19 protein-coding genes are annotated in these 22381 nt (G+C 72.7%); 11 read left to right on the top strand and 8 right to left on the bottom strand.

What is annotated here, in order from left to right; translation table 11 throughout:
• Positions 1-421 precede the first annotated feature (421 nt).
• Positions 422-1057 (top strand): uridine kinase, encoded by a 636-nt coding sequence (locus ACH5A8_RS00720; protein WP_398996503.1) that lies wholly within the window; start codon positions 422-424, stop codon positions 1055-1057.
• A 6-nt stretch (positions 1058-1063) separates the two neighbouring features.
• On the opposite strand, the gene ACH5A8_RS00715 is transcribed toward ACH5A8_RS00720, so the two are convergent.
• Together ACH5A8_RS00715 and ACH5A8_RS00710 are read right to left on the bottom strand one after the other, a co-directional pair.
• A complete protein-coding gene (locus ACH5A8_RS00715) occupies positions 1064-1981 on the bottom strand; it encodes a carbohydrate kinase family protein (protein WP_398996501.1) in 918 nt (305 codons plus the stop codon).
• Entirely contained in the window at positions 1978-2883 is a 906-nt protein-coding gene (locus ACH5A8_RS00710) for a pseudouridine-5'-phosphate glycosidase (RefSeq protein ID WP_398996499.1), read from the bottom strand. The genes ACH5A8_RS00715 and ACH5A8_RS00710 overlap by 4 nt, the downstream gene beginning before the upstream one ends.
• 100 nt (positions 2884-2983) lie before the next feature.
• Here ACH5A8_RS00710 and ACH5A8_RS00705 point away from each other — a divergent pair, with 100 nt between their 5' ends.
• Complete coding sequence (locus ACH5A8_RS00705; protein ID WP_398996497.1) at positions 2984-3412, top strand: VOC family protein; 429 nt, start codon at positions 2984-2986, stop codon at positions 3410-3412.
• Positions 3413-3523: 111 nt separating this feature from the next.
• Here ACH5A8_RS00705 and ACH5A8_RS00700 read toward each other — a convergent pair whose 3' ends face one another.
• Both ACH5A8_RS00700 and ACH5A8_RS00695 read right to left on the bottom strand, forming a co-directional pair.
• On the bottom strand, positions 3524-4099 hold the full coding sequence (locus ACH5A8_RS00700) for a methylated-DNA--[protein]-cysteine S-methyltransferase (protein ID WP_398996495.1): 576 nt from the start codon (positions 4097-4099) through the stop codon (positions 3524-3526).
• 80 nt (positions 4100-4179) lie between these two features.
• On the bottom strand, positions 4180-5052 hold the full coding sequence (locus tag ACH5A8_RS00695; protein ID WP_398996493.1) for a glycerophosphodiester phosphodiesterase: 873 nt from the start codon (positions 5050-5052) through the stop codon (positions 4180-4182).
• Positions 5053-5342: 290 nt separating this feature from the next.
• On the opposite strand from ACH5A8_RS00695, the gene ACH5A8_RS00690 reads away from it, so the two are divergent.
• The 7 genes from ACH5A8_RS00690 to aroQ all read left to right on the top strand — a co-directional run bounded on the left by ACH5A8_RS00690 (position 5343) and on the right by aroQ (position 14691).
• A complete protein-coding gene (locus ACH5A8_RS00690) occupies positions 5343-6323 on the top strand; it encodes an MHYT domain-containing protein (protein WP_398996491.1) in 981 nt (326 codons plus the stop codon).
• Between the two features lie 40 nt (positions 6324-6363).
• Positions 6364-8511 carry an excinuclease ABC subunit UvrB gene (gene uvrB / locus ACH5A8_RS00685; protein ID WP_398996489.1) on the top strand — a complete coding sequence of 716 codons (2148 nt, stop codon included), beginning with the start codon at positions 6364-6366 and terminating at the stop codon, positions 8509-8511.
• A gap of 368 nt (positions 8512-8879) precedes the next feature.
• Positions 8880-9458: a TerD family protein gene (locus ACH5A8_RS00680; RefSeq protein ID WP_398996487.1), complete on the top strand. Its 579-nt coding sequence runs from the start codon at positions 8880-8882 to the stop codon at positions 9456-9458.
• 55 nt (positions 9459-9513) lie between these two features.
• Positions 9514-11646, top strand: a complete 2133-nt coding sequence (locus tag ACH5A8_RS00675) for a TerD family protein (RefSeq protein WP_398996485.1) — start codon at positions 9514-9516, stop codon at positions 11644-11646.
• Between the two features lie 268 nt (positions 11647-11914).
• Positions 11915-12937 (top strand): TerC family protein, encoded by a 1023-nt coding sequence (locus ACH5A8_RS00670; RefSeq protein WP_398996483.1) that lies wholly within the window; start codon positions 11915-11917, stop codon positions 12935-12937.
• 73 nt (positions 12938-13010) lie between these two features.
• A complete protein-coding gene (locus tag ACH5A8_RS00665) occupies positions 13011-14111 on the top strand; it encodes a calcium:proton antiporter (protein ID WP_398996482.1) in 1101 nt (366 codons plus the stop codon).
• Positions 14112-14217: 106 nt separating this feature from the next.
• Complete coding sequence (gene aroQ / locus ACH5A8_RS00660) at positions 14218-14691, top strand: type II 3-dehydroquinate dehydratase (protein ID WP_398996480.1); 474 nt, start codon at positions 14218-14220, stop codon at positions 14689-14691.
• A 228-nt stretch (positions 14692-14919) separates the two neighbouring features.
• Here the strand turns inward: aroQ and ACH5A8_RS00655 are convergent, their stop codons facing one another.
• Together ACH5A8_RS00655 and ACH5A8_RS00650 are read right to left on the bottom strand one after the other, a co-directional pair.
• The gene (locus ACH5A8_RS00655; RefSeq protein ID WP_398996478.1) at positions 14920-15576 is read right to left on the bottom strand and encodes an MBL fold metallo-hydrolase; all 657 of its coding nucleotides are present in this window, start codon (positions 15574-15576) and stop codon (positions 14920-14922) included.
• 46 nt (positions 15577-15622) lie between these two features.
• Positions 15623-16312: a maleylpyruvate isomerase family mycothiol-dependent enzyme gene (locus ACH5A8_RS00650; RefSeq protein WP_398996476.1), complete on the bottom strand. Its 690-nt coding sequence runs from the start codon at positions 16310-16312 to the stop codon at positions 15623-15625.
• A gap of 234 nt (positions 16313-16546) precedes the next feature.
• On the opposite strand from ACH5A8_RS00650, the gene uvrA reads away from it, so the two are divergent.
• Positions 16547-19564, top strand: a complete 3018-nt coding sequence (gene uvrA / locus ACH5A8_RS00645) for an excinuclease ABC subunit UvrA (protein ID WP_398996474.1) — start codon at positions 16547-16549, stop codon at positions 19562-19564.
• Between the two features lie 121 nt (positions 19565-19685).
• Here uvrA and ACH5A8_RS00640 read toward each other — a convergent pair whose 3' ends face one another.
• The gene (locus ACH5A8_RS00640; RefSeq protein WP_398996473.1) at positions 19686-20597 is read right to left on the bottom strand and encodes a carbohydrate kinase; all 912 of its coding nucleotides are present in this window, start codon (positions 20595-20597) and stop codon (positions 19686-19688) included.
• A 190-nt stretch (positions 20598-20787) separates the two neighbouring features.
• On the opposite strand from ACH5A8_RS00640, the gene ACH5A8_RS00635 reads away from it, so the two are divergent.
• Positions 20788-21210, top strand: a complete 423-nt coding sequence (locus ACH5A8_RS00635) for a Rieske (2Fe-2S) protein (RefSeq protein ID WP_398996471.1) — start codon at positions 20788-20790, stop codon at positions 21208-21210.
• A 63-nt stretch (positions 21211-21273) separates the two neighbouring features.
• Here the strand turns inward: ACH5A8_RS00635 and ACH5A8_RS00630 are convergent, their stop codons facing one another.
• Positions 21274-22221 carry a hypothetical protein gene (locus ACH5A8_RS00630; protein ID WP_398996469.1) on the bottom strand — a complete coding sequence of 316 codons (948 nt, stop codon included), beginning with the start codon at positions 22219-22221 and terminating at the stop codon, positions 21274-21276.
• Between the last annotated feature and the right edge of the window lie 160 nt (positions 22222-22381).

Below are 22381 nucleotides of genomic sequence, written 5' to 3'. Positions count from 1 at the left end.
CGCGCCCGGTGCACCGGCCGGGGTACGTGCCCGAGCCGACCGGGACGCACCGTGCCGTAGGCGGGCGCGACCGGGTCGGCGCGGGGAGGCGGCCCCGTGCCGCCGGCCGAACGCACCGCCCCGCCGGCGGGCGCGCACCCGTGCTGTCGCCCACCCCGCCCGGTGGCGCCGTGCCCCGGTGCCGTCCGTCCGTCGCGCCCGGCGCCGTCGCGCCCCACGGCCGTCATCCCCCGGACCCGGTGCCGCCGCGCTCCGGATGCCGTCGTCCGTCGCACCCCGAGGCCGTTGTCCGCCGTGCCGCCGTGCCCCGCGTCCCGCGTCCCCGTGTCGCGGTACCCCGGCTCCGCGCCGTTGCCCGCGGCGGGCCCCGTCTCCGCCCCCCCCGGCGCGGCCGCGTCCGGGCCGGGCGCATCATGGCCGTGTGCGACTCGAAGCGATCACCTGGGAACGGCTCGGCGACCTGCTCGCCGAGCGCCTGCTCGACCTGAAGCCGGGCGACGGCAGCCCCTGGCCGCGCGTCGCCTTCGACGGCGCCCCCGCCGCCCGCCCGGGCGACCTGGCCGACCGCGTGCGCGAGGCGCTGCGCCTGCTCGGCCGCCCGTCGCTGGTCGTCGACGCCGCGAACTTCCTGCGCCCGGCGTCCCTCCGGCTCGAACACGGGCACCGGGACGTGGAGTCGTACTACGACGGCTGGCTCGACACCGGTGCGCTCTGGCGCGAGGTGTTCGGCCCCCTGGAATCCGGCGGCGACGGGCGCGTGCTGCCCGACCTGCGGGACCCGGCCACGGACCGCGCGACCCGCAGTTCCCCCGTCGCGCTGCCGCCCGGTGGAGTGCTGTTGCTGCACGGCCCCCTGCTGCTGCGCCACTGGTTCCCCTTCGACCTGAGCGTCCACCTCCTCCTCTCCCCGGGCGCCCTGCGCCGCCGCACCCCCGAGGCGGACCACTGGACCCTGCCCGCCTTCGAACGCTACGAGGCCGAGACCGACCCGGCGTCGACGTCGGACGTACTGGTCCGCGCCGACGACCCACGCCACCCGGCGTGGCGGACCGGCTGAGGCGCCTCAGCCGCCCCGGGCGTCCCGCGGGGGCCGCCCGCCCACCCGGCCCACCGCGAGCGCTCCCGCCCGGCAGCCCTCCGCCGCCGCGGCCTCGGCGCCGGCCCCGTCGAGCAGCGCGGCGAGGAACGCTCCGGTGAAGGCGTCACCGGCGCCCGTGGTGTCCCGTGCCGCCGCGGTCACGGCGGGCACACGGGCGCACACGGCGCCCGCGCGTGCCACCAGCGCGCCGTCCGCGCCCTGCTTGGCCACCACCAGAGGTATGCGGCGGCTCAGCCGGGCCGCGGCGACCGCCGGATCCGGCGACCCCGTCAGCAGGCACGCCTCGTCGCGGCTGGGCAGCAGCACGTCCACCCCCTCGGTGAGCTTGAGGAACCGCTCCGTGCCCAGCGCGGCGAGGAAACCCGCCGAGGCCGGATCCAGGCTCACCGGGACACCCCGCGCGCGTGCCGAGGCGACGGCCACGGACACCAGCGCACGGCTCGGACCGGAGAACAGCAGATAACCCGACAGGTGCAGTCGGGCCACCCCGTCGAGCAGCGTGTCCGACCAGTCCCCGGGCTCCAGCCGCAGCGACGCCCCGCTGTCGGTGAGGAACGTGCGTTCCGCCGAGGCCGCCGCGTCGACCAGGCAGACCACCGTCCCGGTCGGCGCCTCGTCGTCCACGACGAGCCGGGGACGCACCCCCGACGCGATCAGCTCCCGCTCGTGCCAGGCTGCGGTCTCCGCGCCCACCCGCCCCAGCAGCCGCACCTCCGCACGTCCCCGGTGCGCCGCCCAGCAGGCCACGTTGGCCCCGGCGCCGCCCGGCACCAGCCGGATCGCGGCGGCGGTGTCGGTACCGGCCGCGAGCGCTCCCCGGTGCCGGGCGACCACGTCCGTCACCACGTCCCCCACCACCAGCAACGCCCCGCCCGGCGTCACATGCGCGTCCAGGCCGTCGCGACACGGGCCGCCAGGCGCACGTTGCCGCGGACGGCGGCCAGGTTGGCGCGCAGCGAGGCGCCGTCCGTGTGGCGCACCAGGTGGTCGAGCAGGAACGGGGTGACCGCCTGACCGGTGACGCCCTCCTCCTCGCACGCGCGCAGCGCGCCGGCGAGCACGCGCGCGTGCAGATCCGGGTCCAGTTGCTCCGAGCGGGGCACCGGGTTGGCGACGATCAGCGCCGACTCCGGTCCGCGCAGCGCGTTCTGCGCCCGCATGACCTCGGCCACCTCCTCGGGCGTCCTGAGCGTCCAGTCCACCGGATGGCCCGAGTCGCTGAGGTAGAAGCCTGGGAAGCGGTCCGTGCCGTACCCCGCGACCGCGACCCCCAGGGTCTCCAGCCGTTGCAGTGTGGCCGGCACGTCGAGGATCGACTTCACCCCGGCGCACACCACCGTGATCCGGGTGCGCGCCAGCAGCCCCAGGTCGGCGGACTCGTCCTGCGTCACCGTCCACTGCCGGTGCACCCCGCCGAGCCCGCCCGTCGCGAACACGCGGACACCCGCCAGCGCGGCCAGCCGGGCCGTGGCCGACACGGTCGTCGCCCCGCTCGCCCCCGCCGCCACGGCCAGCGGCAGATCGCGGTGGCCCAGTTTGCGGATCCCCGTCCCGTTGGCGACCCGCTCCAACTGCTGCTTGTCCAGGCCCACGTGGGGCCGCCCGTCCAGCACGGCGATCGTCGCCGGCACGGCGCCCTCCTCGCGTACCGCGTCCTCCAGCTCCAGCGCCACCTGCAGGTTGCGCGGGCGCGGCAGCCCGTGGGCGATGATCGTGGACTCCAGGGCCACCACCGGACGGCGCGTGGCGAGCGCCTCCCGCACCTCTTCGGACACCACCAGCACGTGCCTGCCTCCCCTCGGTCGGCTCCTTCCTCATCTCTGGCGGGCCGCACACCCGGCCAAACCCTTGCGGCCCGGACGACAGGGGCACGAGCCTGGACGCATGACCGACAACACGACACGTCTGGACCACGTCGTCCTGTGGGTGCGCGACCCGGTCGCCGCGGCCGCCTTCCACGAGCGGGCGGTCGGCCTGGAGCCGCTGAACGTCGAGGAGTTCACCGCCGGCAAGGTGTCCTTCCCCTCCGTCCGCGTCAACGAGGAGACGATCCTCGACCTCGCCCCGCTCGACCTCGCCCCGCGCATGAACGTGCTTCCCGGCGCGGCGGGCAGTGCCGGACACCCGGTCAACCACGTGTGCCTGGCGCTTCCCGCCGAGGCCTTCGACGCGCTGCGCACCCGTCTCCAGGAGCACGACGTCCCCGTCTCCGACCTCTCCCACGACTCCTCCGGCGCCCGTGGGAACGCCCGGCGCAGCTTCTACTTCCGTGACCCGGACGGGAACGTGTTCGAGGCCCGGCACTACGACTAGCGCCTGTCCGCTCCCCGGGCTGCCCGCCGGCGCCGCGTCGAGCGGCGTCGGCGGAGAGCCGTTACCGCTCGGCCCCCGGGCACGGGCTTGTCGGGGCGCTCCGCCGGACGGTCAGAACAACGGCTCCGGCAGAACCCCCTCCAGCGCGAGCAGGACACGCTTGGTCTCCAGGCCGCCGCCGAAGCCCCCGATGCCCCCGTCGCTCTCGACGACCCGGTGGCACGGCACCACGACCGGCAGCGGGTTGGCGCCCATCGCCACGCCCACGGCCTGCGCCGCCTGCGGCTGACCGACCCGCCCGGCCAGATCGCCGTACCCCACGACCGAGCCGTACGGCACACCCGACGCCAGCTCGCGCAGCACCCGGCGGTTGAAGCCCGATATCAGCGACCAGTCCAGGGGCAGGTCGAAATCCCGCCGCCCGCCCGAGAAGTACGCCTCCAGCTGGCGTATCGCCTCCGCCAGCGGAGGGGAGCCGGGCGCCTCGACCGGCTCGGCGCCCAGCCGGGACGCCAGCCGGTCGAGCGCCCGCTCCCGCACCGCGCCGGTGGCGTGGAAGACGACGTTGACCAGGCCGTCGGCCGTCGCCGCCAGCAGCAGGGGGCCGATGCGGGTGTCGGTCACGGCCCACACGACCCGCTGCCCGCCGCTCCCGTCCCGCTGCTCGCCCCGCTCGTGGCTGTCCATGCGACCACCGTACGGGCCACCACTGACAATCCCCGGTGACCTGCGGTTCAGCTCTCGCGCAGGGGCATCGGGCCGGGGGATCAGGAGTCCTTCAGCGCCGCCCGCACCACATCCGGTCTGTCGGAGATGATGCCGTCCACGCGGTAGCCGGCGACGGTCCGGGCGTGCGCCGCGTCGTCGACCGTCCATGTGAGCACCTTCAGCCGCTTGCCGTGCGGTCCGGTGACCTTGTGGACGGCGGAGACGTAGTCGGCGCGGATCGTGCCGTAGGACGGATTGATCATGTCGGTGAAGCCCGCGTACCGCTTCAGGTCCGCCGTGGCCGGCCGGCCGAGGAAGGCGGTCGTGACGGCGGGCGCGAGACGGTGGACCGTGCGCACGCTGTCGGCGCTGAAGCTCTGCACGATCAGCCGTCCCGCCAGGTGCCGGTGGTCCAGCCAGCCGTCCCGGCCCAGCACCTTCAGCGTCTGCTGTTCGATGCCCGGGTACAACTCGGGGTTCTTGATCTCCAGGAGCAGCTTCTCGTGGTTGTGCTCGATGCGGCGCATGTACTGGTCCAGCGTCGGCACGCGCGTGCCCGCGTACGCGGGGGAGAACCAGCTGCCCGCGTCCAGGCGGGCGATCTCGGCGGCCGTGAAGTCCTTCACCTTCCACGGCGCCCGGCCCGGGAAGACCTTCTCGACGTCCGTGGTCCGCCGCAGGCTGTCGTCGTGCAGGACGACGAGCTCGCCGTCCTTGGTGCGCTGCACGTCGTTCTCCATCCAGGAGAAGCCCATGCCGGCCGCCTTGTCGACGGCCGGCAGCGTGTTCTCCGGGGCGTAGGCGCAGGCGCCGCGATGGGCGACGACCAGCGGCCGCTCGACGGCGGCAGCCGCCCGGACCTCGGATGTGGGCGACAGCACCGTCGCTCCCAGGAGAGCGGCCGTCGTGACGGCAACTGCGCGCGCGTGCATACCTGCTCCTCGCCTCATGCGATCACCTACAGCACAAGACTGGCAGCACGCGGTGACGAAAGCGGGCCGGACGGGGCGGATCCACTTGATCAGGGGACGTCTCCGGCCGCTCACCGCTGCCGCACATCTGGGGCAAGGTCGTGATTCTTTGCCGGAAAATCGTTCGACCATTCCGGCGGGAGTCATACTCTCTGCGTCAACCCTGACCGTGGGGACGGTCGTGGGGCGGGGGGCGATTTCACCACGTACCGGACGTTCCGGGACTCAACAGGGCGGAAGGGCAGCCGCGCATGCACGACGGCACGGTCGACGGATTCAGCTACGGGCTGGTCACCCCGCTGGTGGCCTACTTCATGGCCTGCCTCGGCGGGGCCCTCGGCCTGCGCTGCACCACTCGCGCCCTGCTCGTCGCCCACTCCTGGCGGCCGGGCTGGCTCGCCCTCGGTTCGGCGGCGATCGGCTCGGGCATCTGGACGATGCACTTCGTGGCGATGATGGGCTTCACCGTCGACGGGGCGCCGATCCACTACGACCGGCCGACGACGTACCTGAGTCTGATCGTCGCCATCGTCATGGTCGGCGTCGGGATCTTCATCGTCGGCTACCGGGGCGCGAGCGGGTCGGCGCTGTTCACCGGAGGCACGATCACCGGCCTGGGCGTCGCCTCCATGCACTACCTGGGCATGGCCGGCATGCAGTTCGACGGCGCCTTCGAGTACAACGTCCTGACCGTCTCCGCCTCCGTCGTCATAGCCGTCGTCGCCGCGACCGCGGCACTCTGGGCGGCCGGGCAGGTCAGGGGGTTCCTGTGGAGCGTCGGCGCGAGCCTCGTCATGGGCCTGGCCGTCAGCGGCATGCACTACACCGGCATGGCCTCCCTCAGCGTCCACCTGCACGGAGCCGACGGCACCGCGGTCGCCGGCGAGTCCCCGGCCGCCCTGCTCGCACCCATGCTGATCGGCCCGCTCGCCTTCCTGCTCCTGGCCGGCGTCGTCGTGCTGTTCGACCCGCTGATGGTCGGGAGCAAGGGCGACTGGGTCCCCGCCGAGCACAAGCCGGGCGTGCCCGCGCGTGAACTCGTCACCCATGCCACGCACCTCGCCCGGGCCACGCAGGCCGCGTACCCCGCACAGGCTCCGCACCCCGCGGCACAGGCTCCGCGCCCTGCCCACCCCGCGCACTCCCCACGCTCCGCGCCCCGCCCGGACACCGCCCGCCGCGCCCCGGCGCGGCGCACCCCGCGGAGCGTCCGCACCCCGCGAAACCCCTGACCGGCCCCCGTTGTCAGTGGCGGGTCGTACGGTGGATGACATGCGGCCCGTTTCCCAGATCGAACGCACGGTGGCGCCCTTCGAGGTCGTCAGCCCCTACCAGCCCAGCGGCGACCAGCCGCAGGCCATCGCCGAACTCGCCCGGCGCGTCCAGGCAGGCGAGAAGGACGTCGTCCTGCTCGGCGCCACCGGCACCGGCAAGTCCGCCACCACCGCGTGGATGATCGAGAAGCTGCAGCGTCCGACGCTCGTGATGGCGCCGAACAAGACGCTCGCCGCCCAGCTGGCGAACGAGTTCCGAGAGCTGCTGCCCAACAACGCCGTCGAGTACTTCGTCTCGTACTACGACTACTACCAGCCCGAGGCCTACGTCCCCCAGTCGGACACCTACATCGAGAAGGACTCCTCGATCAACGAGGAGGTCGAGCGGCTGCGCCACTCCGCGACCAACTCGCTGCTCACCCGGCGCGACGTCGTCGTGGTCGCCTCCGTGTCCTGCATCTACGGCCTGGGCACGCCGCAGGAGTACGTCGACCGCATGGTCCCCCTCCGGGTCGGCGACGAGGTCGACCGCGACGAGCTGCTGCGCCGCTTCGTCGACATCCAGTACACGCGCAACGACCTCGCCTTCAGCCGGGGCACCTTCCGGGTCCGCGGCGACACCATCGAGATCTTCCCGGTCTACGAGGAGCTGGCCGTCCGCATCGAGATGTTCGGCGACGAGATCGAGGCGCTGTCCACCCTGCACCCGCTCACCGGCGAGATCATCAGCGACGACCAGCAGCTGTACGTCTTCCCGGCCTCCCACTACGTCGCCGGTCCCGAGCGGATGGAGCGCGCGGTCAACGGCATCGAGAAGGAGCTGGGCGAGCGCCTGACCGAGCTGGAGAAGCAGGGCAAGCTGCTGGAGGCCCAGCGGCTGCGGATGCGCACCACCTACGACATCGAGATGCTCCGCCAGATCGGCACCTGCTCCGGCGTGGAGAACTACTCGATGCACTTCGACGACCGCGCCCCCGGCACCCCGCCCAACACCCTGCTCGACTACTTCCCGGACGACTTCCTGCTCGTCATCGACGAGTCGCACGTCACCGTCCCCCAGATCGGCGCGATGTACGAGGGCGACGCCTCCCGCAAGCGCACCCTGGTGGACCACGGCTTCCGCCTTCCCTCCGCCCTGGACAACCGCCCGCTGAAGTGGGAGGAGTTCCAGGAGCGCATCGGCCAGACGGTGTACCTGTCGGCGACCCCCGGCCAGTACGAGCTGTCCCGCTCCGACGGCCAGGTCGAGCAGATCATCCGCCCCACCGGCCTGGTCGACCCCGAGGTCGTCGTCAAGCCCACCGAGGGCCAGATCGACGACCTGGTGCACGAGATCCGCGAGCGCACCGAGAAGGACGAGCGCGTCCTGGTCACCACGCTCACCAAGAAGATGGCCGAGGACCTCACGGACTACTTCCTGGAGCTGGGCATCCAGGTGCGCTACCTGCACAGCGACGTCGACACCCTGCGCCGCATCGAGCTCCTGCGCGAGCTGCGCGCCGGCGAGTACGACGTCCTGGTCGGCATCAACCTGCTGCGCGAGGGCCTCGACCTGCCCGAGGTGTCCCTGGTGGCCATCCTCGACGCCGACAAGGAGGGCTTCCTGCGTTCGGGCACCTCGCTCATCCAGACCATCGGCCGCGCGGCGCGCAACGTCTCCGGCCAGGTCCACATGTACGCCGACAAGATCACCCCGGCGATGGAGAAGGCCATCGACGAGACCAACCGGCGCCGGGAGAAGCAGATCGCCTACAACAAGGCGCACGGCATCGACCCGCAGCCGCTGCGCAAGAAGATCAACGACATCGTCGCGCAGATCGCCCGCGAGGAGGTCGACACCGAGCAGCTGCTCGGCACCGGCTACCGCAAGACCAAGGACGGCAAGGGCGCCAAGGCCCCCGTGCCCTCCCTCGGCGACCAGACGGCCAAGGGCGCCAAGGCCGGCAGGTCCGCCAAGGGCAAGGCGGCCCAGACCGTGCCGACCGACCGTCCCGCGGCCCAGCTCGCCGAGCAGATCGAGCAGATGACCGAGCGGATGCGCGCCGCCGCGGCCGAGCTGCAGTTCGAGGTCGCCGCCCGGCTGCGCGACGAGGTCTCCGAGATGAAGAAGGAGCTGCGCCAGATGCGGGAGGCGGGCCTGGCCTGACCCGCGGTGCGCCGGGAGCGCGCGGGCGGAGGCGTCCGGAGCCGCCGCGATGGCCGGACGCCACCGCCCGCGCCACCCCCGCACTGCCATCGGCTCCGGGCCCGCGCCGCCCGCGTACTGCCGTCGGCTGAGCGGCGGTTGCCGGCCGGGGACGCCGTCGGCTCAGCGGCGGTCGCCGCCGGTGGGGTGGCCGCGTCCCCGCGGTGCGGCGGCCTCCGGTCCGCGTGGAGCGGACCTCGCCTGAACTGTGTTGCAAGACCGACACAAAGTGCGGACCGGTGCGCGGCACGGCGGGAGCCCCTGCGTAGGGTTCTGGTCAACCGCGTAATCCGCGGCAACAGGGGAGCAGTCCGAGAGGGGAAGCAGCCGTGACCGTCAACTTGACCAAGGGTCAGGCCATCAGTCTGCAGAAGAACGACGGGGGCAGCCTGAGCGCGGTCCGTATGGGTCTCGGCTGGCAGGCGGCCCCGCGGCGGGGCCTGTTCGGCTCGCGCACACGGGAGATCGACCTCGACGCCTCCGCCGTGCTCTTCGCCGGCAAGGAGCCGGTCGACGTCGTCTTCTTCCGCCACCTGGTGAGCGACGACGGTTCCGTGCGCCACACCGGGGACAACCTGGTCGGCGGTGTCGGCCAGGGCGGCGACGACGAGGCCATCCTCGTCGACCTCCAGCGCGTTCCCGTGCACATCGACCAGATCGTCTTCACCGTGAACTCCTTCACGGGCCAGACCTTCCAGGAGGTGCAGAACGCCTTCTGCCGCCTGGTCGACGAGACCAACGGCCAGGAACTCGCCCGCTACACCCTGGCCGGTGGCGGCGACTACACCGCCCAGGTGATGGCGAAGGTGCACCGCGTGGCGAACGGATGGTCCATGACGGCCCTCGGCGTCCCGGCCAACGGCCGTACCTTCCAGGACCTGATGCCGGCGATCTGGCCGCACCTGTAGGACGCCGCCGCGGCGGCACGGCACACGACACGGCACAGCACAGGGGGAGAAGGCGATGACGGCCGAGCTGGTGCGGGGGCAGAACCACCCGCTCTCCGAGGTCCGCCTGGAGATCCGGATCTCGGCCGGCACGCCGGTCGTTGCCGCTGTCACGGCCGCGGACGAGGACGGCAGGGTGCACGGTGCCGACCGGGTGGCCCACCCCGGCGCCCCCGTCCTGCCCGGTCTCGAGGTCTCCCGCCGGGCCGCCGCCGAGCACCGGCTCGCCGTCGACCTGGCCGCGCTGCCGGAGCCGGTGCACCGCCTCGACGTGCTGATCGCGCTGCCGGCCGCACCGAACGGACCGGCCCGGTTCGCAGCGGTCGCCGCCCCCTTCGTCGCCGTCGCCGGCCCCACCGGCACCGCACTCGCCGACTACACCATCACCGGCCTGGACGCCGAGTCGGCCGTGATCGCGCTGGAGCTCTACCGCAGGCAGGGCGCCTGGAAGGTGCGCGCGGTCGGCCAGGGCTACGCCGGCGGTCTCGTCGAGCTCCTCACCGACCGGGGCCTTCCCGACGCCCACCGGCTGGCACGCACCATCGACGAGGCGGTGGCGCACGAGGACGAGGGCACGCCCACGGGCCCGGCGTCCGCCCCGCCACCGCACCCGGCGGACGCCGCCCGGCCGCCGCAGCCGCCCGCCTCCACCCGGACCGCGTCCACGGCCCCGCAGACGGCCCGGGCCGCCCCGGCCGCCACACCGGCCCAGGCCCTCCCGGCCCAGCCCACGCCGCCGTACGACAGGCCGGGCGAGGGGGGTCCGGCGCGGCCGGCCCCCGCGGCGCTGCCGGCGTATCCGGACGGCGCCACGCCGCAGCCGTCCCACCCGGCCGACGGCGCCCCGAGGCCCTCGTTCCCGTCAGGATCCGGGACGGGAGACCCGGACGGCGCGACCGGATCCCGCCCGGCGGCCTCCTCCGGCGGACCGATCGACTACAGCCACCCGCGGCGGCGGCCTACGGCTCCGCAGCCGCCACAGCGGAGCGCACCCTTCTCCGAGCCCGGCCGGTCCGCGCAGCCGGTCGCCGGCGACGCGACGGGGTGGACCATGGAGGAGCGGCTCTACAACCAGGTCTGGGGCATGTTCGAGGACCTGGCCCGGACCACGGCCGCGTACCGCAGCGCCCTCGACTTCGCCGACTCCCGGCTGGAGAGGGAGCTGGACGAGGCCCTGGCCGACCCGCGCAGCCGGATCGGGGGACAGGGCGACGCCGCCCGGGAGGCGGCCCGCGCCCGCCGCGCGGAGCTGGTGGACCGGGCCAGGGCGGCCTTCGACCGCGACCTGGCCCAGCTGACCGCCGAGTCGGAGGTGGTCGAGCCCGCACTGCCGCCCGCCTACGCCGGCTGGGACAATCCCGTCTGGCACGGTTACCGGGTGCCGATGGAGATCCCGATGGCCGCACGCCTCGGCGACCTCCGCCTGCCCGAGGCGTCCTCCCTGCGCATCCCCATGCTGATCCGGCTGCCGCTGGAACGCGGCCTGTGGATCGACAGCGGTGGCTCCGGTTCCGCCGACGACCCGTTCACCGAAGGAACCGACCTGCGCCGCCCGGCCGCGGAGACGGCCGTGTCCATCGCGGCCCGCCTGCTGGCGGCGTACCCGGCGGGCGAGTTCGGCGTGCACGTCATCGACCCGGCCGGCTCCGCCGCGCCGGCCCTCGCGCCGCTGGTGGATGCCGGAGTGCTCGCGGGGGCGCCCGCGGCCGGCGCCGCGGGTGTCACGGACGTCCTGAACCGGCTGACCTCCCGGGTGGACCTGGTGCAGATGGCGGTGCGCGGCGGCGCCTCCGACGCACTGCCCCCGGGCTTCGACACCTCCGGGCAGCTGCTGATCGTCAACGACTTCCCGCACGGCTTCGACGAGCGTGCCGTGACCCAGCTGCGCTATCTGGCGGACGAGGGCCCGGCCGTCGGCGTCCACCTGATGATGGTCGCCGACCGCGAGGACGCCGCCGCCTACGGCCCGCTGCTGGACCCGCTGTGGCGTTCGCTGCTGCGGCTGACGCCGGTCGCCGACGACCACCTCGCCGACCCCTGGGTCGGGCACGCGTGGACGTACGAGCCGTCACGGGTCCCGCGGGGCAGCCGGGTGCTGGAACAGGTGCTCGGTCAGGTCGCCGCGGCCTGCCGTGAGCTGGGTCGCTGACCGGGGGCAGTCGCACACCAAGCGTAAGTAAAGCCATCCTGAGCTGGGGGTTTGGTTTTTTCTTTGCCTTCTCCTTTACCATTCCTTGGTGATTGGGGTACTGTTTTCCGTACGGAGGGGAGTACTCCCGTCTACCGCGGCGCACCCGTCAATACGGATCCGATCGACCGGATCCCGGGGCGCCGGCCCGTACCCCCGGGTGGAAGAGACCTCCGGCAGCGACGCCGCTGACACATCTGCCAAGACGTACGCACCTGCCGGAGGAGCAATGGAAGTCTCGACGACCCTGTGGGTCCTGACCATCGTCGGCCTGGCCGCCCTGATCGCGGTCGACTTCTTCATCGGCCGCAAGCCCCACGACGTTTCCGTGAAGGAAGCCGGGATCTGGACCGTCGTCTGGATCACCCTGGCCGGCCTCTTCGGGCTCGGTCTGCTGGTCTTCGGCGGCGGGCAGCCGGCCGGGGAGTTCTTCGCGGGCTTCGTCACCGAGAAGTCGCTGAGCGTCGACAACCTCTTCGTCTTCGTCCTGATCATGGCGAAGTTCGCCGTGCCGTCGCACTACCAGCAGCGGGTGCTGCTGGTCGGCGTCCTCATAGCCCTGGTGCTGCGGGCCGTGTTCATCGCGGCGGGGGCCGCCGTCCTCGCGAACTTCTCGTGGGTGTTCTACCTCTTCGGCGCCTTCCTCATATGGACCGCCTGGAAGCTGATCCAGGAGGCCCGCGCGGGCGACGGGGAGGGCGAGGAGTTCGAGGAGAACAAGCTGCTGCGGGCCGCCGAGCGCCGCTTCGGCGTGGCCGACCGGTACCACGGCACCAAGCTGTGGATCCGGGAGAACGGCAGGCGGGTGATGACCCCGATGCTGGTCGTCATGCTCGCGATCGGCACCACCGACGTGCTGTTCGCCCTGGACTCCATACCCGCGATCTTCGGCCTGACCCAGGACCCGTACATCGTCTTCACCGCCAACGCCTTCGCGCTGATGGGCCTGCGGCAGCTGTACTTCCTGATCGGCGGCCTGCTGAAGAAGCTGGTCCACCTTTCGTACGGCCTGTCGGTCATCCTCGGCTTCATCGGCGTCAAGCTGGTGCTGCACGCGCTGCACGAGACCGGCGTCCACGTCCCCGAGATCAGCACCGCCGTGTCCCTCGGCGTGATCTGCGCGGTCCTGGCCGTCACCACGGCCACCAGCCTGATGGCGACCGGGAGGAAGCCCGCCGCGGAGGGGGCCGCGACGGAGGAGGTGGAGGAACGCCGGGGCGAGGACGCTACGAGGGGCAGCGTCGATGCCTGACCGTCGGGAGGAGGCCTCGTCGCCGGCCGGCGGCCGGAATGCGAAGCCGTCGGGCCTCTGGGACGATCGCAGCATGATCACGCGGCTCAGGGCGCTCAGCGGGGCATGGACGACCGTCGTGCCGGTGCTCGCGGTCGTCCTGCTGGGCCTCACCTGGGGACGCCACGTGCCGGTCACGGTCGTCGTGCTGGTGACCCTGGTGCTCGCCGGCGCCGTACTGGCCGCCGTGCACCACGCCGAAGTGGTGGCCCACCGGGTCGGCGAGCCCTTCGGTTCCCTGGTCCTCGCCATCGCCGTCACCGTCATCGAGGTCGCCCTCATCGTGACCCTGATGGTCGACGGCGGCGACAAGAGCGCCACGCTGGCCAGGGACACGGTCTTCGCCGCGGTGATGATCACCTGCAACGGTGTGGTCGGACTGTGTCTGCTGGTCGCCTCGATCCGGCACGGGACGGCCGTCTTCAATGCCGAGGGCACCATCGCCGCTCTCGGCACCGTGGCGACGCTGGCGACCCTGAGCCTGGTCCTGCCGACGTTCACCACCAGCAAGCCGGGCCCGCAGTTCTCCGGCGTCCAGCTCACCTTCGCGGCATTGTCCTCACTGATCCTCTACGGCCTGTTCGTGACCACCCTGACCGTGCGGCACCGCGACTACTTCCTGCCGATCACCCGGCAGGGCGAGGTGATCACCTCCGACCACCACGCGCAGCGGCCCTCGGCGCGCGCGGCGTGGGGCAGTCTGGGACTGCTCGGCCTCGCCCTGGTCGGCGTGGTCGGCCTGGCCAAGGGTGTGTCGCCGACCATCGAGTCGGGAGTCGCGGCGGCCGGACTGCACCACGCCGTGGTCGGTGTGATCATCGCCCTGCTGGTGCTGCTGCCGGAGACCATCGCGGCGCTGCGCTCCGCACGGCGCGACCGGATGCAGACCAGCCTCAACCTCGCCCTCGGTTCCGCCATGGCCAGCATCGGCCTCACCATCCCGGCCGTCGCACTGGCCTCCGTGTGGCTTCCCGGCCCCCTGGTCCTCGGCCTCGGCTCCACCCACATGCTGTTGCTCCTGCTCACGGTGGTGGTCGGCTCGCTGACCGTGGTCCCGGGCCGGGCCACACCGCTCCAGGGCGGCGTCCACCTGGTGATCTTCGCCGCCTATCTGGAGCTGGCGATCAATCCCTAGCCCGGGCCGCCCCACACCGTGCGGCCTCCTCCGAGCGCCGTGATAGACCGGGTGCGAGCAGCGGCCCCGGCGGGCCGCCGTACTCCCGAACGGACATGGAGGAACCGTGCCCCGCACCTTGGCCAGCGCCCCGATCATGATTCTCAACGGCCCCAACCTGAACCTGCTCGGTCAGCGGCAGCCGGAGATCTACGGTTCCGAAACGCTCTCGGACATCGAGGCCCTGTGCGCCAAGGCGGCGGCGGCGCACGGCGGCACGGTGGACTTCCGGCAGTCCAACCACGAAGGCGAGCTGGTCGACTGGATCCACGAGGCGCGGCTGCACCACTGCGGCATCGTGATCAACCCCGCCGCCTACTCCCACACCTCCGTGGCGATCCTGGACGCGCTCAACGCGTGCGACGGCCTGCCCGTGGTGGAGGTCCACATCTCCAACGTCCACCGGCGCGAGGCGTTCCGGCACCACTCCTACGTGTCCCTGCGCGCCGACGGCGTCATCGCGGGCTGCGGGGTGCAGGGGTACGCCTTCGCCGTGGAACGGGTGGCGGCGCTGACCGGAGCGGCACAGGCGGACGCCTAGGGCCCCTCGTCCGGAGCGTGCCGGCGCCGGGGCGGGGCCGGCGCCGGGGCGGGGCCGGCACCGGGGCGAGGCCGGCGGCCCGGGGCTCGTCCCGGGCGGGTCCGTCGACCCGCGCGGGACGCCCTCAGTTCAGCGCCGGGAAGGCCGAGCGGGGAGCGGGCGCGGGCGGGAAGTGCGTGCGAAGGCTTCGCACGGGGTGTGCGGACCGACCCGAGGTCCGCGCGCACCTCACCACCCGCGCGCGTGCCACTCCGGCAGATGCGGGCGCTCCGCGCCCAGCGTGGTGTCGTCGCCGTGGCCGGGGTAGACCCAGGTCTCGTCCGGCAGGGCGTCGAAGATCTTCGTCTCGACGTCGCGGATCAGGCTCGCGAACGCCTGCGGGTCCTTGGACGTGTTGCCGACGCCCCCGGGGAAGAGGCAGTCGCCGGTGAACACGTGCGGATGCCCGTGCGGGTCGTCGTAGACGAGCGCGATCGAGCCGGGGGTGTGGCCGACCAGGTGGCGGGCGGTGAGTTCCACCTGCCCCACCCGGATCGTGTCCCCGTCCCCGACGAGGACGTCGGTCGGCACCGGGATGCCTGCGGCGTCGTCCCGGCCCGCGTACGTACGCGCGCCGGTGGCCGCCACGATCTCGGCCAGCGCCTGCCAGTGGTCGGCGTGCCGGTGGGTCGTGACGACCGAGGCGATGCCGTCGTCGCCGATCGTGCCGAGCAGGGCGTGCGCGTCGTTGGCCGCGTCGATCAGCAGCTGCTCGTCCGTGGCCCGGCAGCGCAGCAGATAGGCGTTGTTGTCCATCGGACCGACCGCGACCTTGGTGATCATCAGGTCCTTCAGCTCGTGCACGTCCGCCGGGCCGCCGACCCGCACCTCTCCGCTGTACGTCATGGTGATCAGCCTATCGCCGGAGGGCGGCCCAGGGGTCGTTCGCGGGCTACAGCGGGGGCAGCGACGGCAGCGGGCCGCCCTTCACCACGAGTCCGGATCCGTCGCGGCGGCCGGCGAGCCAGCCGAGCAGGTCGGCGGTCGTCCCCTCGACCAGGACGGGACCGCCCTCGGCGCCGCCCCCGGTGGTCCAGATCCGGCCGTTCTCGGTCCCCAGCCGCGTCGAGGGCACGTCCTGGTGCCCGCCGAAGCGCTCGGCGAGGAAGTCGATCTCCCGTTCGGCGAACTCCGCCGGAAGGTCCTCCAGCTCGTGACCGATCCCGAGGTCCACGTGGTGCAGCTCGACCTCCACCCAGCGCCGGAAGGGCACCCTGGAGGCGGAGTCGGTGACGCCGTTGCGCAGCTCCACGGTGCGCGACCAGTCCGCCGGCGCGGCCCCGGCCTCCCGGAACCGGTCCGCGCTGGCCCGCAGGTCGGCGAGCTGGGCGTCCAGGGTGCGGGCGGCGTCGCGTTCGATGTCCGCGTCACGGGCCGCCGCGGAGGCGTACATGGGACGGCCCTCAAGGACGTTCACCAGCGCGTCGGCGTTGCGGGCGAGGTGGGCGAGGACATGGCCACGGCTCCAGCCGGGCAGACGTGACTGGTCGGTCACAGCCGCGTCGTCCAGTGTGCCGACTGCGCTCAGCAGCCGTTCGGTGGCGAGATGTACAGACTCCAGGTCGCGCGCGTGATCAATCATGGCGCCGACCCTAGCCGTGCCACACCTTCGGGTGAAGGCGACGAACAACGGCCATAAATCGAATGCACGTGCTATATGGTCGGGTGCGGCGTCGGGCATGCTGGAGAGCCGGGGATTGTTGAGTACTCGGGCGCATCCGGGAAATCCGCCCGGCGTTGTCAGTGGCTCCCCCTAGTCTGAAGAAGCACGGGGGCCCCGCCCCTGTCACTTCTCTCAAGAAAGGTGCGGACCGGCGTGGCCGACCGTCTCATCGTCCGTGGCGCGCGCGAGCACAACCTGAAGAACGTCTCGCTCGACCTGCCTCGTGACTCGCTCATCGTCTTCACGGGCCTGTCCGGGTCGGGCAAGTCCTCCCTGGCCTTCGACACGATCTTCGCCGAGGGCCAGCGGCGCTACGTGGAGTCGCTCTCCTCCTACGCCCGGCAGTTCCTCGGACAGATGGACAAGCCGGACGTCGACTTCATCGAGGGTCTGTCCCCGGCGGTCTCCATCGACCAGAAGTCGACCTCGCGCAACCCGCGCTCCACGGTCGGCACCATCACCGAGGTCTACGACTACCTGCGGCTGCTGTTCGCCCGCATCGGCAAGCCGCACTGTCCCGAGTGCGGCCGGCCGATCTCCCGCCAGTCGCCGCAGGCCATCGTCGACCGGGTCCTGGAGCTGCCCGAGGGCAGCCGCTTCCAGGTGCTCTCGCCGCTGGTGCGCGAGCGCAAGGGCGAGTTCGTCGACCTGTTCGCCGACCTCCAGACCAAGGGTTACTCCCGCGCGCGCGTGGACGGCGAGACCGTCCAGCTGTCCAGCCCGCCCACGCTGAAGAAGCAGGAGAAGCACACCATCGAGGTGGTCGTCGACCGCCTCACGGTGAAGGACTCCGCCAAGCGCCGCCTCACCGACTCCGTGGAGACCGCCCTCGGGCTGTCCGGCGGCATGGTCGTGCTCGACTTCGTCGACCTCCCCGAGGACGACCCCGAGCGCGAGCGCATGTTCTCCGAGCACCTGTACTGCCCGTACGACGACCTGTCCTTCGAGGAGATGGAGCCCCGCTCCTTCTCCTTCAACTCGCCTTTCGGCGCCTGTCCCGAGTGCACCGGCATCGGCACGCGCATGGAGGTCGACCCTGAGCTGATCGTCCCCGACGAGGACAAGTCCCTCGACGAGGGCGCCATCCACCCCTGGTCGCACGGGCACACCAAGGACTACTTCGGCCGGCTGATCGGCGCCCTCGCCGACGCGCTCGGCTTCCGGACCGACATCCCCTTCGCGGGTCTGCCCCAGCGCGCCAGGAAGGCCCTGCTGTACGGCCACAAGACCCAGATCGAGGTCCGCTACCGCAACCGGTACGGACGCGAGCGGGTGTACACCACGCCCTTTGAGGGCGCGGTCCCCTTCGTCAAGCGCCGGCACAGCGAGGCCGAGAGCGACTCAAGCCGCGAGCGCTTCGAGGGCTACATGCGCGAGGTGCCCTGCCCCACCTGTGAGGGCACCCGCCTCAAGCCCGTCGTCCTCGCCGTCACGCTGATGGGCAAGTCCATCGCCGAGATCTCCGCGATGTCGATCAGCGACTGCGCGGACTTCCTGGGCGAGCTCAAGCTCACCGCCCGCGACAAGAAGATCGCCGAGCGCGTGCTCAAGGAAGTCAACGAGCGACTGCGCTTCCTGGTCGACGTCGGCCTGGACTACCTGTCGCTGAACCGCGCGGCCGGCACCCTCTCCGGCGGCGAGGCCCAGCGCATCCGCCTGGCCACCCAGATCGGCTCCGGCCTCGTCGGCGTCCTGTACGTGCTGGACGAGCCGTCCATCGGCCTGCACCAGCGCGACAACCACCGGCTGATCGAGACCCTGGTCCGGCTGCGCGACATGGGCAACACGCTCATCGTCGTCGAGCACGACGAGGACACCATCAAGGTCGCCGACTGGATCGTCGACATCGGCCCCGGCGCGGGCGAGCACGGCGGCAAGGTCGTGCACAGCGGCTCCCTGAAGGAGCTGCTCGCCAACGCCGAGTCGCAGACCGGCCTGTACCTCGCGGGCAAGAAGTCGATCCCGCTGCCGGACGTCCGGCGTCCGCTGGACCCGTCCCGGCGGATCACGGTGCGCGGCGCCCGGGAGAACAACCTCCAGGACATCGACGTCTCCTTCCCGCTGGGCGTCTTCACGGCCGTCACCGGCGTGTCCGGCTCCGGCAAGTCGACCCTGGTCAACGACATCCTGTACACCCACCTGGCCCGTGAGCTGAACGGCGCGCGCAACGTGCCCGGCCGGCACACGCGCGTGGACGGCGACGACCTCGTCGACAAGGTCGTCCACGTCGACCAGTCGCCCATCGGCCGCACGCCGCGGTCCAACCCGGCGACGTACACCGGCGTCTTCGACCACATCCGCAAGCTGTTCGCCGAGACCACCGAGGCGAAGGTCCGCGGCTACCTGCCCGGTCGCTTCTCCTTCAACGTCAAGGGCGGCCGCTGCGAGAACTGCGCGGGCGACGGCACCATCAAGATCGAGATGAACTTCCTCCCGGACGTCTACGTCCCGTGCGAGGTCTGCCACGGCGCCCGGTACAACCGGGAGACCCTGGAGGTCCACTACAAGGGCAAGTCCATCGCCGACGTGCTGAACATGCCGATCGAGGAGGCCACCGAGTTCTTCGAGGCGGTTCCGTCGATCGCCCGGCACATGAAGACCCTCAAGGACGTCGGCCTCGGCTACGTCCGCCTCGGCCAGTCCGCGACCACGCTCTCCGGCGGTGAGGCGCAGCGCGTCAAGCTCGCCAGCGAGCTGCAGCGCCGCTCCACCGGACGCACGGTCTACGTGCTGGACGAGCCGACCACCGGTCTGCACTTCGAGGACATCAGCAAGCTGCTGAAGGTCCTGTCCGGCCTGGTCGACAAGGGCAACACGGTCATCGTCATCGAGCACAACCTCGATGTGATCAAGACCGCCGACTGGGTCGTCGACATGGGCCCGGAGGGTGGCGCCGGCGGCGGTCTGGTCGTCGCCGAGGGCACGCCCGAGCAGGTGGCCGCGGTCCCGGCCAGCCACACCGGCAAGTTCTTGCGCGAGATCCTCGGCGCCGACCGCATCAGCGACGCGGAACCGGTCAAGGCGGTGAAGGCCCCGCGCAAGGCCGCGGCGAAGAAGGCGGTGGCGGCGGCAGCGACCACCCGCAGGACCGCCACGGTCAGGACGGCCGACGGCACGGCGGGCAAGAAGGCCGCGCCCGCGAAGAAGACCACGCGGACCCGCAAGGCCTGAGGGCCCGCCTTACGAGGACCTGGGCATCACCAGCGACCCGGGCCTCACCGAGCGAAACCGGCGCCCCGCGGGAACTCCCGTGGGGCGCCGCTCGTTCCGGGGCCACGGCCGGGCGGCGCGACTACGGCTCGCCCACCTCCGCCGCGTACGGCGGCTCGGCGCCCGCACGGGAGCACGTGATCGCGGCCGCGCGGGCCGCGAACCGCAGCAGCCGGGTCCACTGCGCGGCGCCCAGTCCCGCGATCCCCCGGGCGCTGAGCGCGTCGTGGACGGCCAGACCGTGCAGCAGGGCCGCGTTGACCGTGTCGCCGGCGCCGATCGTGTCGACGACGTCGACCTTCTCGCCCGGAACAAAGTACTCCGCGCCGTCCCCGGTGTACGCGGTCAGCCCATCGCCCCCGTGAGTGACCACGACGGCCGAGGGCCCGGCGGCCAGCCACTCGCGCGGAGTCCCGCCCAGCCACCGCGCGTCCTCCTCGGAGAGCTTCAGCAGCGACACCGACGGCAGCCAGCCGCGAAAACGCGCCCGGTAGGCGTCCGCGTCCGGGATCAGCCCGGCCCTGATGTTCGGGTCCAGCGCGGTGAACACACCCTGGGCGGCGGCGGTGCGCATCAGCTCCTCGTAGGCGCTCGCCCCCGGCTCCAGCACCAGCGAACAGGTGCCGAAGGACACCGCACGGACGCCCGGCGGCAGTCCCGCGGGCATCTCGAACAGACGGTCGGCGGTGCCGTCGACGTAGAACGAGTAGGCGGCGGAGCCGTCCGCTCCGACCGTCGCGACGGCCAGCGTGGTCGGCTCGGCGCCGCGCTGCACGCCCGAGACGTCCACGGAGGCGTGCCGCAGCCCGTCGAGCAGGGCCTGGCCGAAGGCGTCGTGGGAGAGGCGGGAGCAGAACGCCGTGGGGGAACCGAGGCGGCCGAGCGCGACGGCCGTGTTGTAGGGGCCGCCGCCGAGCGCCGGCTGGAGGCCGGCGAGGGCGCCCGCATCCTGCGGGACCAGGTCGATCAGGGCCTCACCGGCGACGACGATCACGAGCGGCTCTTCCTCTCTCGGCTGCGCGGAACCCCCGCGGACGCGCGCTGGACGCGGCAGCGGGGCACACGCACCGTACGGCGGTCCGGCCCGGCAGGGCGAGCCCCGGGCCGCGACCCCGGCCCCCGGGCGCGGTCACCGGGGTGGGTATCGTCGGCGTGCACAGCCCGCCCGACCAGTGGAGCGCCTCATGACCGGCCGTCCCTCCGCGAGCCGCCGTACGATCATCCGAGGAGCGGCCCTGACGCCCGTCGCCGGGCTCGGCCTCGCCGCCTGCGGGCCGGGCGGCGGCTCGGGCCCCGCGGCCCCGACGGCGCCCGTCGACCTCGGCGCCGAGAGCGCCGTCCCCAAGGGCGGCGCCAAGCTGTACCGGGACCACAACGTGGTGGTCAGCAGGGCCGCCGACGGCGCCCTGAAGGCGTTCAGCACGATCTGCACCCATGCGGGATGCGCGATCAACAAGCTCCAGGGCACGACCCTCGTCTGCCCCTGTCACGGCAGCGAGTTCGACGCCATCACCGGCAAGGTGGTGCAGTCCCCGGCCACACAGCCGCTGGAGGAGCTTCCCGTCCACGCGAAGGACGGCAAGGTCGTCGCCGGGCCGGGCGCCTGAGCGTCCCCGGGGCCGCGCGCCCCGGTCCGGCCCGCGTCCACGCCCCCTCGGCGGCCGCCCCGGTCACTCCCAGTCCCAGCCGATTCCCACCATCCCCGGCCGCACCCGCGGCTCGACCAGGTGCACCGAACGGTGCCGTTCGCTCACCGGCAAGTCCTGACGGCCGCCGCGCGGAGCCGCCGGGGACTGCTGGGTGAACCGGTGGCAGCGCACCGGCAGGGCCCCGGCGTCGAAACGCACCTGCAGCGCGTACTGCCCGCCCGCCGAACCGGACCCCCGCACGTACTCGTGCGCCACACCGGCGGTGCCGTCCTCTACCGCGTAGCGGAACAGGAACGTGTCACCGGCCCGCAGCCGGGTGTCGAACAGCAGCTCGGCCACGAGCACGCCCGTGTCGTGATGCCACCGCACCCGCCCGGCCCGGCAGTTCTCCAGCGCGTGCACGGCCATCCGCTCCGGCGCGCAGCCCGGGTCGCCGTGGTGCACGGCCACGAAGCGGTCCACGCCGTCCCGGTGGGCGCGCACGATGTGCTGTGCCTCGCGCCCGGCCAGCTCCCGGTGCGCCCCGACCCGCACCCGCTCGTGCTGCCCCAGCGTCTGCAGCCCGTCGTCGAGCGGGGCGTCCAGCCCGGCCAGCAACCCGCGCAGTACGTCCGACGCCTCCACGATCGACCGGTAGGAACGTGCGCCGGGCCGCCGGTCGGCCGTCTGCTCCCCGGTCTCGGCCAGCAGGCGGATCAGCGACTCGTCGGGCAGCCGCAGGATCTCCTCCAGCGCCCGTACCGCCCGCAGCGACTCCGGGCGCTGCGGGCGCCGGGCGCCCTGCTGCCAGTAGCTCAGACTGGTGACCCCGACCCTGACCCCGTAGCGCGACAGATGGTGCTGCACACGCTGCAGCGGCAGCCCGCGGGCGGCGATCGCGGCACGCAGCGCCACATGGAAGGGACCGCCGCGCAGGGCGCAGTCCAGTTCCTCTGCGGCGACGTCCGCCTGCTGGGGGGCGTACGGCATGCACGGGCCTCTCTGTGAAAGGTGCGGGCGGATGGTCGGTCCGTTCGCACGGGTCGCCGGGATCACCGGCCGGCGTGCGGCACGGGCGGAGGGCTTCTTCACATCCGTGCGCCGTCCCGGCCCCGACTTCCCCCGCATTGAAGCGTGTTGACCAAGTCCC

Origin of the sequence: Streptomyces sp. NPDC018610 (genome assembly GCF_044391765.1) — a bacterium.
Lineage (GTDB): Bacteria > Actinomycetota > Actinomycetes > Streptomycetales > Streptomycetaceae > Streptomyces.
This window is presented reverse-complemented; position numbering and strand designations above follow the sequence as displayed.

Excerpts from the sequence above, each read along its gene's own strand:
- ACH5A8_RS00665 (WP_398996482.1), top strand. The coding sequence starts at position 13,011 with ATGATCACGCGGCTCAGGGCGCTCAGCGGGGCATGGACGACCGTCGTG.
- ACH5A8_RS00690 (WP_398996491.1), top strand. The coding sequence starts at position 5,343 with ATGCACGACGGCACGGTCGACGGATTCAGCTACGGGCTGGTCACCCCG.
- ACH5A8_RS00705 (WP_398996497.1), top strand. The coding sequence starts at position 2,984 with ATGACCGACAACACGACACGTCTGGACCACGTCGTCCTGTGGGTGCGC.
- ACH5A8_RS00670 (WP_398996483.1), top strand. The coding sequence starts at position 11,915 with ATGGAAGTCTCGACGACCCTGTGGGTCCTGACCATCGTCGGCCTGGCC.
- ACH5A8_RS00650 (WP_398996476.1), bottom strand. The coding sequence starts at position 16,312 with ATGATTGATCACGCGCGCGACCTGGAGTCTGTACATCTCGCCACCGAA.
- ACH5A8_RS00675 (WP_398996485.1), top strand. The coding sequence starts at position 9,514 with ATGACGGCCGAGCTGGTGCGGGGGCAGAACCACCCGCTCTCCGAGGTC.
- ACH5A8_RS00700 (WP_398996495.1), bottom strand. The coding sequence starts at position 4,099 with ATGGACAGCCACGAGCGGGGCGAGCAGCGGGACGGGAGCGGCGGGCAG.
- ACH5A8_RS00655 (WP_398996478.1), bottom strand. The coding sequence starts at position 15,576 with ATGACGTACAGCGGAGAGGTGCGGGTCGGCGGCCCGGCGGACGTGCAC.
- ACH5A8_RS00695 (WP_398996493.1), bottom strand. The coding sequence starts at position 5,052 with ATGCACGCGCGCGCAGTTGCCGTCACGACGGCCGCTCTCCTGGGAGCG.
- uvrB (WP_398996489.1), top strand. The coding sequence starts at position 6,364 with ATGCGGCCCGTTTCCCAGATCGAACGCACGGTGGCGCCCTTCGAGGTC.
- ACH5A8_RS00630 (WP_398996469.1), bottom strand. The coding sequence starts at position 22,221 with ATGCCGTACGCCCCCCAGCAGGCGGACGTCGCCGCAGAGGAACTGGAC.
- ACH5A8_RS00635 (WP_398996471.1), top strand. The coding sequence starts at position 20,788 with ATGACCGGCCGTCCCTCCGCGAGCCGCCGTACGATCATCCGAGGAGCG.